The following is a 15,672-nucleotide window of genomic DNA, read 5'->3' on the forward strand; positions in this document are numbered from 1 at the left end:
TAATGATTATTTTGCGATCATAGTGCCAAGTTTTTGACCCATTGTTACTTTACTATTTATTTGAATGGTAGGATCAGCTTCATACGAGTTAGTCTCAGTTAGTAATACTACAGTTGAGCCGAATGCGAAATAAGCAAGCTCTTCTCCACGCTCTACTTGATCTTTATCATGTTGTACATAGTGAATACTACTTACATTCATGGCACCAACTTTTACGGCTGCTACAGTATGACCGTTGCTATTAAAGTATGTTATTAAACGTTCATTCCGACTTAGTACTCGTTTCATATGAGTCAGTCCAAAATTATTAACAGGATAGACTTTACCTGGAAGGTGTACACGCCCAACAATGGTTCCTTCGATTGGAGTATGAATACGATGGTAGTCAGTTGGGCTTAAGTATAATACATAATAATAACCGTTAAGAAACTTCTTGGAAAGCACTTCGTTTGCTAGTAATTCTGAAACGGAATAATCTTGTCCCTTTACATTAATAATCGTTCCGTTTTGAATTACCCCACATCCAGTGATAAGAGCATCGACAGGTGATACAAGAGCAGATGATGTTGCATCAATTTGACGAAGTCCATCCTTCAGTCGTCTCGTGAAAAACTCATTCAACGTCTCATACTGATCGATAGTTTTTTCAGCTTCGTCTACTTTTATGCCATATGCCGCAGCGAATTTTTTTATGAAGATGCGACTACCACGAGATTGTGCGAATGCACCTGTAATACGAGAAATCCATTTACGAGAGGTTAGTTCAGTCATAGAGCGTAATAACCACTTCAACATTAAATTATATCTCCTTTAGCCAAGCTTATTGCTTATTAATACAATGTGATCAAACTTTATACTATACGAGCATGTTGCAATGATGCAACTATAATCTGCTATTTTCTAAAGAAAAGATAAATGTCCATAAAAAACTACACCTCCAATTGTTAGTTCTTACCTAACAATTGGAGGTGCAGTTCAAACAAGTTCAATATTACTTATCTTTTTTCAAGTATTGATATTTAGCGTACTCAAGTGGCCTACGAATAGCTGTTTTGTATACTTCAAGATTGCCTATTTCTTTGAAAACTTCACGTGCAGGTTTAGGGTTTATTTCAATAATCCATATTTGACCTTCTCGATCGATCGCAATATCGATCGCTAATTCACATAAGGCAGAAATATAACTGTCAAGATATGAAGCTATTTGGATCGAAAGGTAATTAACTTCATCCTTAACAGCCGTAAGGTTAACATTACTATTAATAAAATTTCGCATTAACCTTTCCATTGGAACCGCTGAACCTCCACCATGAAGATTAGCTGTAATACTGCGCTTAGCCCCTATTCGTCCCGCACAACCAGTTACATTCCATTCCCCAGTTCCATCCTTTTGGATGAGTACGCGATAATCATGAACTCTGCCATCAGAAAGTTGTAATGGAATACCTTGCTGTACCAAGAAATTAGCTTTTAGTACATTCCATTTTTGTAAGAAGTCACTTAATGATGAGAGACTCATTTTTTGCGGAGAAATAATGTTACGATCATGATCTCTTCCCTCAATATAAAATATTTGATTGGAAGATTTTTCGATACGTAGAATGCCACGGCCACCTGTACCATTTACAGGCTTGAGATAGATTACTTTGTAAAGATTCAACATATGGGTAATGTCCGATATATTAGAATAGTAGATCGTATGAGGGAGGTAAGGTCGAATAGCATGATGCTCTTCTAGTTTTTGATGAACGTTCCATTTATGACCTATAGGTTTATTTAAATAATTAATGTGGGGATATTGCTCTTTGAAAGTTTGTAGTAATTTCATACGATGTGATTTTTGCAATCGACAACGGTCAAATATATATTTAGGAATAGGTCCCCATCTACGAGTCCAACGTTTCTGAGTAGAATCGTAACAGTGAGCTCTAACCTTCGCTTGATGCGTTGAGACGTCTTCAGGAGTAAAGACAATGACCTGAATACCGAGCTCGGCGCCAGCGATCGTCATTTGCTCATATATTTTTCTTTCTTCTAGTATTCTGCCGTCATTGAGATATAGTGTTAGTATTCCTAACAGTAGCCGCCCCATGAACTGAACTCCTTTCAAAACGTAAGGTTGCTTTACCAGTAGGGCCTTTAAACATGGATACAGCATGTAGGCCGTTTTTGAAACAAAGTGCCAAACTAGCAACGTTATCTATGGCAACCTGACATGAGAAATGGTCCAGCGAATTGATAAGTTCTTTCATGATTTGAAAGCCGACACCGTTTCTTCGAGCTTCTGGTCGCACAACAATAAGACAATGTCCACTACCGTCACCGATTGCGTATCCTACTCCCATTAATTTACCTTGATCACTGAAAGTAACAACAGAAGCTGGAACAATATCAGATGATGGTTGATAATTAAGTTGTTCATCAGAGAGTAAGCGTAGGCTATGAAGTGTTGCCAGTGTAATTCTTTTTTCTCCATAGTGACTAATAAAATTTAGAATTTTAGCTCTCTGCTTATTCCAAGTTCGAGAATTATGACGAAGTAGCATGAATGTTGCACCTCCTGTTTTCAACTATTGTTTGAGCAGATGCTGACTATATTGAAAAATGCGTTGTAATGATTTTTGGCGAATATGAGGTTCATCGAATTTCATCGGTTTTGAATTTGCTTCAAAAAACCAAATTCCACCTGATTCATCTACTCCAATATCCATAGACATTTCACCTAGACGATAATTCGCACTGCGCTCAATTTGAGTAGCTATTTTAATAGCAACTTTAGATGCTTTATCAATAATATTATGTGCTTCTTTAGTATTGAATGCATGGGTAAGCAATTTAAGAGGTTCATCTATACTGCCGCCACGAGGGACATGAGTTGTAATACTTGTACTTCCCGCGATTCGTGCGCCAAGACCTGTAATCTCCCAGTCTCCACTTCCGTTTTTCTGGATAAGTGTCCGTAAATCGAATTTGCGATTTTGAAAAGTTGCTAATGGAATTCCTTGCTGCACAATATATGGGACAGTACCACATTCTTGTTGTATACGTGCCCAAAGCTTTTTAAAGTTCGAGCAGTTGAAAGTAGTACTGTACGTTTTCTCTTGAATGTTCAAACGATAGGGTAAAGTATTATTGTCTTTTTTTACAATGGTCATAATACCTTTTCCGGCTTTTCCACTCTCCGGCTTCAAGTACAAATAAGCGTGTTGTTGTAATAAATTTTCAAGTGTAGAAGCACTGCCTAGTTTACGAGTCAATGGAATATAGGACTTCGTAACTTTTGAACGACGTAACCAACGATTCAGTTCCCATTTATTAAAAAACGTTGGATTAAATAAAATGAGATCTGAATTGTTCTGGCAAGCTGCTAGTTTCGTTTTCACTGCAGCTGTTTCCTCATCAGAACGTAAAGGGATTCGATTATAAATAATGTTAGGGAATGGCATCCATTTCTGTGTCCAACGTTTCGTACTCTTATGATACACATAGCCTCGTAATTGCTTGCGACTCAAAGCGAGATTCTCCACGGGGAGTACATAAACTTTAAATCCCATTTCCTGTCCCGCTTGAATAATATCAATAAAATTATTGCGATTTCCACGCATTTTACCTTGTTCATCGTTAGATGTTAATATCGCAAATATATTACTTTCATATTGGTTGAGATCAGCGGTTTCTTCTATCAAAGAACTAGTCAAGATACTCCGCCTCCTTGAAACTGACTAAGATATAAGCAATGTTCCACAATATGATTTAATGATTCTTTGCCTTCGAGCCGGAGTGCAGGATGTTTAAAAATAGATCTGCCTGGCTTTGCATTGGCCTCGAACATCCACACATCCCCACTTTGATCTATTCCAATATCTAATCCAAGCTCACCAAGTCGGTGTGAGTAGTTACGTTCAATGGCTTCAGAAATTTTAACAGAAACAAGCTTTGCTTTTTCTAGAATGTCAGGAGTACGATTACCGAACGTGTATTGAAGAGCTTGTTCTGGAGTAAGCAAAGTTCCTCCACTTTTCATATGAGTGGTTACACTACCACGACCTGCTTTTTTCGCTCCAATACCTACAGGTTGCCATTCGTTATTAATATCTTTATGCATATGAAATCTGAAATCGACAGGGCATTTATCTAATTCAATAAGACGAATACCTTGTTGAGCAACATAGTTTTTTAAGCCTTCGCCATGTTTTAATGATAGTGCCCGATACATTTTGTCAAAACTTGTGAATTTCAACAAAGTATTTGTGCCGTTGTTACGATACCGCACGAAGTAGCCGTTTTGTTTGTGATACGTAATTCTGTAGATACCATATCCTAGGCTGCCAGTACCAGGTTTAAAGTAAATAAATTGGTATTGATGAAGCATCTTTTTCATTTTTTCTTGCGAAGGGTTCGTCACAGATTCTGGCAGATGAAGTAGAGCTTCAGGATCATTGTCGAGAAATTCATATACATCAGCCTTGTTCAAGAAACTCCAATTGAAAAAAGGAATACCGATTTTGACAAAGCGCTCTCTTAATGCAGTCATTGAAGGTCCAATTTCAGTTTTACGATTGGGTAATCTATTGTAGATCACATCAGGAAAAGCTACCTCTCGACGATACCAATTACCTTGTGCATTGAGAAAGTAACCGTGTACGGTTTTATTCTGCCAATCTATATCAGCGGGGGTAAAGCCAAAAGTGTATGCTTTGTTATGACCTGCTTTAATCACTTGTTTTACAAATGAAGAGCGTGAGTTGAAGGGAGAGCCTTCACCAGGTTTTATTACGTCTGTTAATATGCCAATAAGAGGTCCTAACTGAATATCATTAGATCCACGTGGTAACAGATGAATGGTGCCACTGCTTGGTATTTTTATGCTTTGACGAATTCCAGTTGAAAGATAAAGATGCTTACCTGAACGTTTTAATGGTTTTATTAATGCTTTTATTTGCTCTTGCCCAAGTCGTATGACAATGGGTTTAGAAGTTTTAAGTTGCAGCTCTTGGATGAGCGATTTGGAAGCATATACGACCTGCTCAGGCTGCTGTGAGAAGTGTATGTTACAAACGGTAAGACTCATCAATGTACCTCCTGATTGTTAGAACAATGCGATTGCTACAACGTAGCTGCTTGCTCTTAAATACTTATCTTACATGACGGCATGTTGCCTATAACGATAATGTTGATACAAAAATTTTGCGTATTGGAGAGGGCGCTCTATTGCGAGTTGTGGATGAATACGTTCTAAGTCGTTAGTGAATGCTTGACGACCTGGTTTGCTATTACATTCTAATAACCATACGCGTCCTTGTGGAGTAACACCAAAGTCTAGTGCAAGCTCTCCAAATCGACCAAAATGTTGCTCTATTGCAATTACTGTTTGCCCACTTATCATATGGATTTCTTGTAGCAAACGTTCTGCTTTATAGCTGCCCAAATTTTGCGAGAGTAGCGGCAGGGGTAATCCAGTCTCACCACCACCATGTAAATTTGATGTTAATCCATCTTGTCTACCTACCCTTGCAACACTGCCTGTCTGTTGCCACTGACCATTATCATCTTTTTGCAAAAGTACTCTTATATCAAATGGTTGCCCCTTATCATTTCGCAAATAGAAATACGGTTGAACAACATACTGTAATTGTTTCTTAAATTTATATAGCCATTTCAGTAAAGAGAGTTCACGAGAAAAGCTAATTTCAAAACTATCGTTACGAAGATTGCGTCCACTAATCAGATAGAGTTTCAGGTCTGGATTGTAATAAATATGAATAACACCTTTACCGTGCATACCTGCAGCTGGTTTGAGAATGATGCCTTGAGGATAAAGTTCTAGCCAGTGGGATATCTCAGATATAGATTGTATAGAGTCAGTATGAGGTAAATAAGGTATCAATGGTTCTTCTGTATTAAGTTGATCATATACTTGTATTTTTGAAGGCAAATTATTATTTATGAGTTGGAACGGTTTTTGGCGACGAATAAATATGAGCGCGGACTCCATCTGAATTCTCTCTTTGGAACTTGCGTAAAAGCATCGATCAAATACAACATCTGGGAACGGTACATATTGTCGTTTCCAACCCTTGTCGGTGTAGCAAAAACCAAACAAGGACTTATTATTTTGATCTAATTCCTCCGCAGAAAAAACGAATACATGTATATTATGTTGCTTACCTAATATACTTAATTCTTTATAAAACTTAGGTTCAGGCAGTAACACATCAGATCTTTTGTTATCTTGAAAGTAATCAATTTTTGCGACGGCCACGCCTAATTCTACGACTTCCATGGGATTTTCTCCCTTCCTTAAAGCCTGTTAGATATTTCGCATAAGAAACAACCTTTCTGACGGAAGGTCGGATCTTATTTTCACGCAATGGGGTATTATCATTTTTAGAAGGTTTAGAATTAACTTCTATTAGCCATACTTTGCCTTGTACATCTATAGCCAAATCTACGCCTAACTCACCAAAATGAGCATCTATATTACGATCGATCGCTTCCGATATGGCAATGGCTGCACGCTTTAAGGCGAGCAACATATCTTCAGTATTTAAATGTTGTGGTAGATTTGTCCGAGGTAACGTATTGGTGACAGTATCAATGGATCCGCCACGTGCCAAATTAGCTACAAAACGTTCATTCCCTGCTGTTCTTGCTACGATAGAAGTTATACTCCAACCGCCTTTAGAATTTTTCTGGACAAGTGCTCTAAAATCAACGGGACTTCGACCTACTTGAATAACAGATAATCCCTGTTGAATTTGATATTGTTTGTGAGATAGATTTGATTTGAATGCTCGATATAAGTTTGTTAAAGTGGAGAATTTCAAGGGCTTTTGAGAAGGTGAACTTGCCTTCTCTAAAGTGAACTTTTTTTGGATATCTAGTGATGTAATGCGAAATATTCCTCTACCTAAGCTGCCTTGTACAGGCTTCACATAAACCACATTATATTTGTTGATCATATATTTCAAAGTTGAAAAATCTTCTAACAGCAAAGATTCAGGTAAATAGTGTTTGATGCTTTCATCATCTTGAAGGGTATGAAAGACATCATGTTTATCAAGAAATCGTTCGTTAAAAATAAATATATTGTGATTCTTTGCGGTTTGGGTAAAGAGTCGCTGTACAGGAGCTTGATTCTCAATCTGACGTGTGGGCAAACGATTGTAGATGATTTCAGCTAACGGCAAAGATTTTTTCTTCCATTCCCCGTCCAATATCCAGCCATTAATAAATGTTCCGTTCAAAGGTATGGAGGATGGTGTGAAAAAATAAACAATTGCACCTATGGCATAGCAAGCTTCGGACAATTCACGACAAAAAGAACTAATGACACCGAAAGGCTTATTCATATCCTCCGGTGTTTCTTTGTTAATGAGGACTGAAATTAATGGCCCTATTTTAATCGTAGTAAGCTTACTCATATACTGAATATTAAAATGCATTGGCTTACTGGAAAATAGTGGAATACCAAGGAGTTGAGCTAGCTTAGGATGAATAAAGAGCCCTTGGTTTTTCTGATTAGGCAATACTTTGACAGCATGGCTATGAACTCCAAATTGAATCGTAATAGGCTGTGCTTTTGGGATTTTCTGATCCTTCATAATCAGTTCACTAATATACACACTGTCTTGAGCAATATGATCGACAATATGAATTGGAACGATAAATTTGGATTTCAACATACTTGAGCTCCTTTCGGAATTCCTTGAGAACTTTACAACAATAACGACATATTTAAGTGAAAGGTTAGAGTATAGTATGTAGTCAAAGACTTGTTGGTGATTCGCAAAAGATAGCATACAAGCCGTATCTTTCTCATATGCTCTAGTAAGTGTTTAATTTTGAGAGAGAGGAAGATCATATATGAAGCAAAAATTATTTCCGTTTATAAATTTGGGACTGGCTGTCGTTATGTTATTTTTTGCATTGCCTAAGATGGGGATGTCCGCTGATCCTTTAGCAAACGCATTTTGGATCGTTTGGGTTGGATTTTCAGCGATTGTTATAGCAGCTAACGGCAATATCATTCTTATGAGTGAGGAAAAGCGAGATCGACTTAAGCAGATTAAACGACAACGTTCATTGCGTTTTGAGAAAAAATTGGCAGCCATGATGAAAAACAAAGTTGATAATGAAGCGAATAACAAAAAAGTAAAAGAAACGGCCTCATAACTTATCGTTTAAATTTACGTTAATCAAGATAGAGTATGACAAATCTACTAATTAGTGCAATATAAAATCCCCATTATTGAACTGCCTTTCAAATGTTAGATATAACATCTAAACATCTGATGGTGTAGATCATTACAATGAGTGGGGATTTTTTCTGTTTTTATAATCCAAATGACGGGAAATTTGATTTTGTAACATACCGAGTCACATGTAGCTTATTTGCGCAGAGATAGATACAATAGTATTGAAAGGGTGAAGATGATGACCACCAAACATTTTGGAATACCTGATGATCAGAACAATGAACAAGTCACAATGACAAAACATGAACTAATCATGAATTATATACAAAGTTTAGCAGTAGGCACACGCATCTCTGTCCGAGCGATTGCTAAAGAATTGAATGTAAGTGAAGGAACAGCATATAAAGCATTCAAAGATGCGGAGATGAATGGTCTAGTCTCTACAAAAGAAAGAATTGGAACTGTTCGTATAGACCGTAAGCGAAGAGAGGCTCTTGACCAATTAACGTTTCGTGAAGTAGCTGAAATCGTTGAGGGACGATTACATGGTGGATTTGAAGGTCTTGAAAAAACACTTCAGAAGTTTGTCATTGGTGCGATGGAGCTAGAAGCGATGCTACGATATATTAATGAGGCATCACTGCTTATTGTAGGTAACCGAAAAAATGTACATAGACGCGCATTAGAGCAAGGGGCAGGAATATTATTAACAGGTGGATTTGAACCTGAGCAAGAAGTAATTGATCTTGCTAATGAACTAGCTCTTCCAATTCTCTCTACCCGTCATGATACATTTACAGTGGCTTCTATGATTAATAGGGCGATGTATGACCGGTTAATTCGCAGAAAGATTATACTTCTAGAAGATATTGTGACATTTACTAAACCGGCAGATGTGATGCACATAGGACAGACTATAGCGCAATATCATGAACTATTCAAAACTACAGGCTCCGCGAGATTTCCTGTCCTAGATGATCGAGGAAGAGTTGTAGGAATGATGACAGCAAAAGATGCTGCTGGTGCAGAAGATAGTACACAACTAGACAAGGTGATGTCAAAGCATCCGATTACGGCAGCACCTAATATTACAGTAACTTCAGCTGTTCATACGATGGCATTAGAGGGAATCGATCTACTTCCAATTGTAGATCGGCATCGGAAATTATTAGCCGTTGTCACTAGACAAGAAGTGCTTGATGCGATGCGTTTTGCTGGGAAGCAACCTGTTACAGGAGAGACATTTGAGGATCTAATCTGGACGGGATTTGTGCTAGAATCAGATATTATTCATGAGGAAGCAAGTATGGTATTTAGAGGGAAGATCACACCTCAAATGTCAGGTGCACTTGGCATGGCTTCAGAAGGTTTGCTTAGTACGCTAATGGCACAAGCATCACGTAATATGATTCGAGAAACGAGCAAAAGGGATTTTCTATTAGATAGTGTTAATACGTATTTCTTTCGCCCATTACCAATTGAAACAGATATATCGATTTCAGCCAAACCATTAGAGCTTAGCCGTATGGTTACCAAAATAGAAATTACTATAGTAGATAAACAAGGCTTAGCCGCCAAAGCAATTTTGGCAGCTCAAATGATTGACCCTTATTAATATTGATTACTATTTTGCTGCTTTTCTTTTGAAATAGCTTAGATTACGTAATCCTGCAAAAAGGTTGAAAATACCAAGAACTAAGAAAATCGCACCAAGTACAATTCGTAATGTAGATTCATTCGATAGGAAAAGCTGAACGAATGAAATGAATATGAGCATAATACCCATGCTTATATTAAGTTTACCGCCAAGAATCCCTTTTTTAATTGGTTCTTTCGCTTGTCTAGCCTTCACGCTGTAGTAGATAGCGAATAACACACTTAGAAAGATGACTGGGGAGAGGAAGTACTGGATTAACTGAGTCACAATCATCAACTCCTTTCTTAAGATGTAGTTCAAAATCGTGGACTGTGATCACGCGGATTATACTGACGAAGAGTAGTCGGCGGCGAAGATGCCCCCCATCGAAAGCCTGCGTGTGCTCGTGTACCAATAACGTACACTGTGCTACTCGTTTCCGCTGAAGGTCATCTTCTTGGTGCTGACAGCCCACGATTTTGAACGTTCATATTAAACCTCGTTCTAAAGATTGACCGCTTGTGTACACAAGCGTACACGTTGCTGAGTGTTGTTTTAGAGAGGTTTGAAATACCTTTAAAGCCTCGTTCTAAAGATTGACCGCTTGTGTACACAAGTGTACACGTTGCTGAGTTGTTTTAGAGAGGTTTGAAATACGTTTAAAGCCTCGTTCTAAAGATTGACCGCTTGTGTACACAAGTGTACACGTTGCTGAGTGTTGTTTTAGAGCGGTTTGAAATACGTTTAAAGCCTCGTTCTAAAGATTGACCGCTTGAGTACACACGTGTACACGTTGCTGGGTGTTGTTTTAGAGCGGTTTGAAATAAGCTTAAAGTTACGTGCATAAAGATTGGACCGCTTGTGTACACAAGTGTACACGTTGCTGAGTGTTGTTTTAGAGCGGTTTGAAATACGTTTAAAGCCTCGTTCTAAAGATTGATTGCTTGTGTACGCAGGCGTACACGTTGCTGGGTGATGCAGGAACTTCTTTGGTGTCAAATATGTAATGCAATAAAAATGAGCTATCGGATGATAGCTCATTTTCCATATGTTGCTTATTGTATCATATTTAGTTCTAGTTTTCGCTAATAGTCGAAGTTCAAGAAGTGGATTTTTAAAGCTCATCTAATAGATCTTGAGTGAAGCTAACTTTTTGTTATGAAGGTGGGGGCGTGTATTTTCGGACGGTCATCCAAACTTGAAGTGTATTATCGACGAGCAGTACTGTTTTCATTTCAATTGTGTAACTATTATTTAATACGCCAGAGTACACTTTCTTTTCTAGTATTTTTCGTGCGAATTGGGCATTGGAATCGATATCGTATATGCTTTGTCCGATAAACATCGAGAGATCTTCACGTACTTGCTTGATGAGCTCGTTTTGTGTTAACGTATCTATCTTTGGCTTTTCAGAAGAGTTATTTTCATCCTCTATTCTTAGTTGCAATCTTTTGATTACGGTATGTTGTGACTTATATTGTGATAGATTGTGAATATCCTTTTCATATTGAATTAACTTTTCCTCTAGTTCAGATCTTGAGTTATAGAAGGCTTCAAATTGTGCAGTATGTAATGTATTCAATAGAATAGCCCCGACTAAACCGCCGATAATGAATACACCTACCAGCTGGAGTAAATGAAAGTAACGTTCAAAGGGCGGTAAACGCATTAGGTGATCGCCCCTTTACAGGCTAGTTTAATAAGTTCAGTAGCGGTATGTGCTCCGAGAAAAGCAAATAGGATAAAGCAAATTTGTTGAATAGCAGGTGAAATCTGTCCGGCACTAATATTACTCTCAATGACCCGTACAGGATCAATAGATCCTCCTATCGCTGCAACAATTGCCCATATTTTTAGTCGTGCAGCAGTATCTAGTATGACAGTCGCTGGAGGCATTAGCATAAACACTGCTCCGACACCTGCAATTAGTGATCCACCTAATACAACACCAAAAGCGACAAAGAAATCAAGTCCAGCTTTTGAAAGAAAATCATTCAATTAAAATACCTCCTAAAATTTTTTATTGGATACTTGATATACTACATTGCAAATAAAAAGTAACTTCGTAAGCATAAGCTACAACTTTTTGTTTGCTTCTCGAATCACTAAATGTAATCAATAGGTAGCTTCAGAAGCATAAACTTCGATAACGCAAATGACTATATATCATTGTATGGGCGTGTCCATAGGTAATATGATAAAATAAAAGGAATAAACATTTACTTGTAGTAGAGGGAGTGAGAATTAATGAGCACAACAATGGCAGAGCAATTTGTACATCTTCACGTTCATAGTGAATATAGCTTGTTAGATGGCGCAGCCAGAATTAAGGAGCTCGTTAAGGCTGCTGCAAGCAAAGGGATGAAAGCATTAGCACTAACTGACCATGGGGTTATGTATGGGGCTGTTGCCTTCTATAAGGCATGTCTTGAATATAATATTAAGCCGATTATTGGCTGTGAAATATATTTTACTGCGGGGTCTCGTTTTGAAAAGGGCAATCGCAAAGAGAATCCAATCTATCATCTCATTCTATTAGCTGCTAATGAACAAGGATATCGTAACTTGATGAAAATTGTTTCTACCGCACAAGTTGAAGGGATGCATTATAAACCTCGCGCAGACTATGAGCTGCTCAGTCAACATTCAGAGGGTATTATTTGTTTAAGTGCATGTCTTGGTGGAGAGGTTAATCAACATTTACTACATCAACGAATAGATGAAGCAAAAGCTGCAGCACTTCGCCACAAAGAAATATTTGGAGATCGATATTATCTTGAAATTCAAAATCATGGCATGTTGGAGCAGAAACAAGCAGAAACGCTTATGATTCAATTGGCTCAAGAACTAGATATACCGTTAGTTGCGACCAATGATGTGCATTACATTGATCCACGTGATGCAGCGATGCAAGAAGTGTTGATCTGTATTGGTACAGGAAAATCACTTCAAGACGAAGATCGACTCAAGATAGAAACAGATCAGTTGTATTTGAGGACTGGTGCTGAAATGCTTGAACGTTTTCAGCATGTTCCAGAAGCTATTCGTAATACTGCGGAAATTGCCGCGCGATGCAATGTAGAATTACAACTTGGGAGAGCGAATTTACCCCAATTTTGGCCAATTCCACCCCAACAAACATCGAATTCATTTCTACGTGAACTATGTCTTGATGGTATGAATTTAAGATTTGCCGATAGCGAGCAATGGCTTAATGATACAAAGATCCGTCAGACGGTAACAGATCGGCTTAATTACGAACTTGCAGTTATTGAGAAGATGGGGTATGAGGATTATTTTCTAATTGTGTGGGATTTCATTCGTTTTGCGAAAGAAAGACATATTGCTGTAGGTCCTGGTCGTGGATCTAGTGCTGGTAGTCTTGTTGCCTATACACTTCAAATTACTGATGTAGATCCTATTAAATATAAGTTACTATTTGAGCGTTTTCTTAATCCAGAACGGGTTAGCATGCCGGATATCGATATTGACTTTGATGATGAACGACGGGATGAAGTTATTCAATATGTAGCTGCAAAGTACGGGGATGAACATGTTGCTCAAATTATTACGTTCGGTACGATGGCTGCCAAAGCTGCGATCCGAGATGTTGGTAGAGCTATGAATATTTCATTCCAAGAGGTTGATCGAGCTGCCAAGCTTATTCCTAATCAGCTTGGGATTACACTTGAGCATGCATTAAATCAAAGTCAGGAACTACGTACTGCTTACGATGGTAGTGCAAACACTAGAAGACTCATCGATATGGCTATTAAAGTAGAAGGTATGCCAAGACACTCCTCTACGCATGCAGCAGGTGTTGTCATCGCGGCTTCACCATTAACGGAGTATACACCGCTCCAAGTGGGTAGTGAGGATATGTTGCTTACACAGTATTCTATGGAGCATCTCGAATCAATTGGGTTGTTGAAGATGGACTTTCTTGGACTTCGCACATTGTCGATTCTAGGGAGGGCACATCGCTGGGTTGAAGAGATTAATAAGAAACAGGTTAATTTCCATCAAATATCAGATGATGATCCCTTAACTTATGAAATGCTTGGTAAAGGGGAGACTACAGGGATATTTCAATTAGAGTCGCCTGGAGTAAGACGTGTACTACGTGATATGAAGCCATCTAATTTCGAAGATATTGTCTCTGTATTAGCGCTCTACCGACCAGGTCCGATGGAATTTATTCCAAAGTATATTGAAGGAAAGCATGGCAAAATTGTTGTCGAATATCCTCATGACTCACTTCGCCATATTTTGCAAGATACTTACGGTATAATTGTATATCAAGAACAAATCATGCAAATTGCATCTCATATGGCAGGATTTTCACTTGGCGAAGCAGATTTGCTAAGACGAGCTGTCTCTAAGAAGAAACGTGAGGTGCTTGATGAAGAGCGAGCGCATTTTGTTCAAGGAAGTATAACTATGGGGTACGATGAGCTAAGTGCCAATAGAGTATACGATATGATTGTTCGCTTTGCTGATTATGGTTTCCCACGAGCTCATGCGGTTGCATATGGCGTTTTAGCTTTTCGTACAGCTTGGTTCAAAGCACATCACCCTATTATATTTATGGCATCAATGCTGGCATCCGTTGCAGGTAATATGCGAAAGGCTGCACAATATGTGGACGAATGTTCTCGTATGGGTATTGCCGTACTACCACCATGTATCAATAATAGTGGACTGAACTTTGCACCAACGAAAGAAGGCATCCGTTTCGGTCTAGCTGCAATCAAAAATGTAGGGACGCAAGCTATTGAATCTATTGTGTCAGGTAGAAGAGAGAAACCTTATCTCACGCTGCTGGATTTTTGTAAACGAGTAGATCTGCGTGTTGTGAATAAGCGAGTGCTAGAATCACTAATTTTGGCAGGAGCTTTCGATCAATTTGAAGGGCATCGTGCACAATTATTAGCGGCACTAGACGATACTTTAGAAGCTGTAACGAAATGGAAGAAAGAACGAGATGACTTGCAAATTGAACTGTTTGGGTTTGAAGAAATTCAGAATTGGGACGTAGAACTACCGAACATAAGAAGTTTTACCATGACAGAGCAGCTAGAACATGAATACGAATTACTAGGTATGTATTTGTCTGGTCATCCGCTTGATGAATTGTTAAATGTACTACAAGGCCAAAATTTCGATTCTTTAATTGAACTTTATGATCGCGAAGAAGGTTACAAGGCTGTAGTTCCAGTACGTATTGCCTCCATTCGTCCTTATATGAGTAAAAATGGACAAGCTATGGCTTTCGCAGAAGTTGAGGATCGTATTGTACGTATCGAAGCAGTTGTATTCGCAAGTACATGGCGTAAATGTAGCACTACATTAGTGAAGGACAGCTTAGTACTTATGCTTGCTTCTGTGCAAAAACAAGAGGATGAGATTAAATTGATCGTGGATGATGTTGTCATTGTTGGTGATGAACCAATTGAAGAAATGGCGAAACATGTAGACCGATTAAGAGGACAAGCTGAAAGGTGGCAACGAAATAAAGGAGCGACCAAGTCTTCTCCACCACCGCGACGAGAAGTTAAGGATGCTAAACCTACACCAACCCAAAAAATATTTATTAAAATTAACGAAAAGCTTGAACAGCCAACTATATTAGCCATTCTTCAAAATAAAATATTGCAACATCAAGGTGATTTAGTTATTGTATTGTTCTATGAAAGAACCGGCCAAATTGTTGCGTTAAGTGAGCAATATCGTGCATCTCCTAATGAGAAGTTTATAGTAGAGGTAGAGCATTTACTTGGAAAAGGTTCCATTGTAATTAAGTAATAACATAGGATGTTCAAAAAGCAGACTTTTTGA

13 protein-coding genes are annotated in these 15,672 nt (G+C 38.3%); 3 read left to right on the plus strand and 10 right to left on the minus strand.

Going from position 1 to position 15,672, the window contains the following annotated elements:
• Positions 1–6: 6 nt before the first annotated feature.
• The 7 genes from asd to NAG76_13330 all read right to left on the minus strand — a co-directional run bounded on the left by asd (position 7) and on the right by NAG76_13330 (position 7,685).
• Complete coding sequence (gene asd, locus NAG76_13300; protein URN92820.1) at positions 7–795, minus strand: archaetidylserine decarboxylase; 789 nt, start codon at positions 793–795, stop codon at positions 7–9.
• Positions 796–991: 196 nt separating this feature from the next.
• On the minus strand, positions 992–2,092 hold the full coding sequence (locus NAG76_13305; protein URN92821.1) for a YheC/YheD family protein: 1,101 nt from the start codon (positions 2,090–2,092) through the stop codon (positions 992–994).
• Positions 2,049–2,546: a GNAT family N-acetyltransferase gene (locus tag NAG76_13310; protein ID URN92822.1), complete on the minus strand. Its 498-nt coding sequence runs from the start codon at positions 2,544–2,546 to the stop codon at positions 2,049–2,051. The genes NAG76_13305 and NAG76_13310 overlap by 44 nt, the downstream gene beginning before the upstream one ends.
• 24 nt (positions 2,547–2,570) lie before the next feature.
• Complete coding sequence (locus tag NAG76_13315) at positions 2,571–3,698, minus strand: YheC/YheD family protein (GenBank protein URN92823.1); 1,128 nt, start codon at positions 3,696–3,698, stop codon at positions 2,571–2,573.
• A complete protein-coding gene (locus NAG76_13320) occupies positions 3,695–5,071 on the minus strand; it encodes a YheC/YheD family protein (protein ID URN92824.1) in 1,377 nt (458 codons plus the stop codon). Before NAG76_13320 ends, NAG76_13315 begins: the two co-directional genes overlap by 4 nt.
• A 69-nt stretch (positions 5,072–5,140) precedes the next feature.
• Positions 5,141–6,283 (minus strand): YheC/YheD family protein, encoded by a 1,143-nt coding sequence (locus NAG76_13325; protein ID URN92825.1) that lies wholly within the window; start codon positions 6,281–6,283, stop codon positions 5,141–5,143.
• Entirely contained in the window at positions 6,243–7,685 is a 1,443-nt protein-coding gene (locus tag NAG76_13330; protein URN92826.1) for a YheC/YheD family protein, read from the minus strand. The genes NAG76_13325 and NAG76_13330 overlap by 41 nt, the downstream gene beginning before the upstream one ends.
• 181 nt (positions 7,686–7,866) lie before the next feature.
• On the opposite strand from NAG76_13330, the gene NAG76_13335 reads away from it, so the two are divergent.
• Together NAG76_13335 and NAG76_13340 are read left to right on the plus strand one after the other, a co-directional pair.
• Complete coding sequence (locus NAG76_13335; protein ID URN92827.1) at positions 7,867–8,175, plus strand: hypothetical protein; 309 nt, start codon at positions 7,867–7,869, stop codon at positions 8,173–8,175.
• Positions 8,176–8,436: 261 nt separating this feature from the next.
• Positions 8,437–9,813, plus strand: coding sequence for a DRTGG domain-containing protein (locus tag NAG76_13340; GenBank protein ID URN92828.1), 1,377 nt, complete (start codon positions 8,437–8,439; stop codon positions 9,811–9,813).
• 9 nt (positions 9,814–9,822) lie between these two features.
• Here NAG76_13340 and NAG76_13345 read toward each other — a convergent pair whose 3' ends face one another.
• From NAG76_13345 to NAG76_13355, 3 genes are all read right to left on the minus strand, one after another.
• On the minus strand, positions 9,823–10,122 hold the full coding sequence (locus NAG76_13345) for a YtpI family protein (GenBank protein URN92829.1): 300 nt from the start codon (positions 10,120–10,122) through the stop codon (positions 9,823–9,825).
• Between the two features lie 868 nt (positions 10,123–10,990).
• The gene (locus NAG76_13350; GenBank protein ID URN92830.1) at positions 10,991–11,503 is read right to left on the minus strand and encodes a hypothetical protein; all 513 of its coding nucleotides are present in this window, start codon (positions 11,501–11,503) and stop codon (positions 10,991–10,993) included.
• Positions 11,503–11,832, minus strand: coding sequence for a YtrH family sporulation protein (locus tag NAG76_13355; GenBank protein ID URN92831.1), 330 nt, complete (start codon positions 11,830–11,832; stop codon positions 11,503–11,505). Before NAG76_13355 ends, NAG76_13350 begins: the two co-directional genes overlap by 1 nt.
• A 249-nt stretch (positions 11,833–12,081) precedes the next feature.
• Here NAG76_13355 and NAG76_13360 point away from each other — a divergent pair, with 249 nt between their 5' ends.
• Positions 12,082–15,639, plus strand: coding sequence for a DNA polymerase III subunit alpha (locus NAG76_13360; GenBank protein ID URN92832.1), 3,558 nt, complete (start codon positions 12,082–12,084; stop codon positions 15,637–15,639).
• Positions 15,640–15,672 lie beyond the last annotated feature (33 nt).

It is taken from the genome of Candidatus Pristimantibacillus lignocellulolyticus, assembly GCA_023639215.1.
Lineage (GTDB): Bacteria > Bacillota > Bacilli > Paenibacillales > Paenibacillaceae > Pristimantibacillus > Pristimantibacillus lignocellulolyticus.

Excerpts from the sequence above, each read along its gene's own strand:
- asd (URN92820.1), bottom strand. The coding sequence starts at position 795 with ATGTTGAAGTGGTTATTACGCTCTATGACTGAACTAACCTCTCGTAAA.
- NAG76_13305 (URN92821.1), bottom strand. The coding sequence starts at position 2,092 with ATGGGGCGGCTACTGTTAGGAATACTAACACTATATCTCAATGACGGC.
- NAG76_13310 (URN92822.1), bottom strand. The coding sequence starts at position 2,546 with ATGCTACTTCGTCATAATTCTCGAACTTGGAATAAGCAGAGAGCTAAA.
- NAG76_13320 (URN92824.1), bottom strand. The coding sequence starts at position 5,071 with ATGAGTCTTACCGTTTGTAACATACACTTCTCACAGCAGCCTGAGCAG.
- NAG76_13325 (URN92825.1), bottom strand. The coding sequence starts at position 6,283 with ATGGAAGTCGTAGAATTAGGCGTGGCCGTCGCAAAAATTGATTACTTT.
- NAG76_13330 (URN92826.1), bottom strand. The coding sequence starts at position 7,685 with ATGTTGAAATCCAAATTTATCGTTCCAATTCATATTGTCGATCATATT.
- NAG76_13335 (URN92827.1), top strand. The coding sequence starts at position 7,867 with ATGAAGCAAAAATTATTTCCGTTTATAAATTTGGGACTGGCTGTCGTT.
- NAG76_13340 (URN92828.1), top strand. The coding sequence starts at position 8,437 with ATGACCACCAAACATTTTGGAATACCTGATGATCAGAACAATGAACAA.
- NAG76_13350 (URN92830.1), bottom strand. The coding sequence starts at position 11,503 with ATGCGTTTACCGCCCTTTGAACGTTACTTTCATTTACTCCAGCTGGTA.
- NAG76_13360 (URN92832.1), top strand. The coding sequence starts at position 12,082 with ATGAGCACAACAATGGCAGAGCAATTTGTACATCTTCACGTTCATAGT.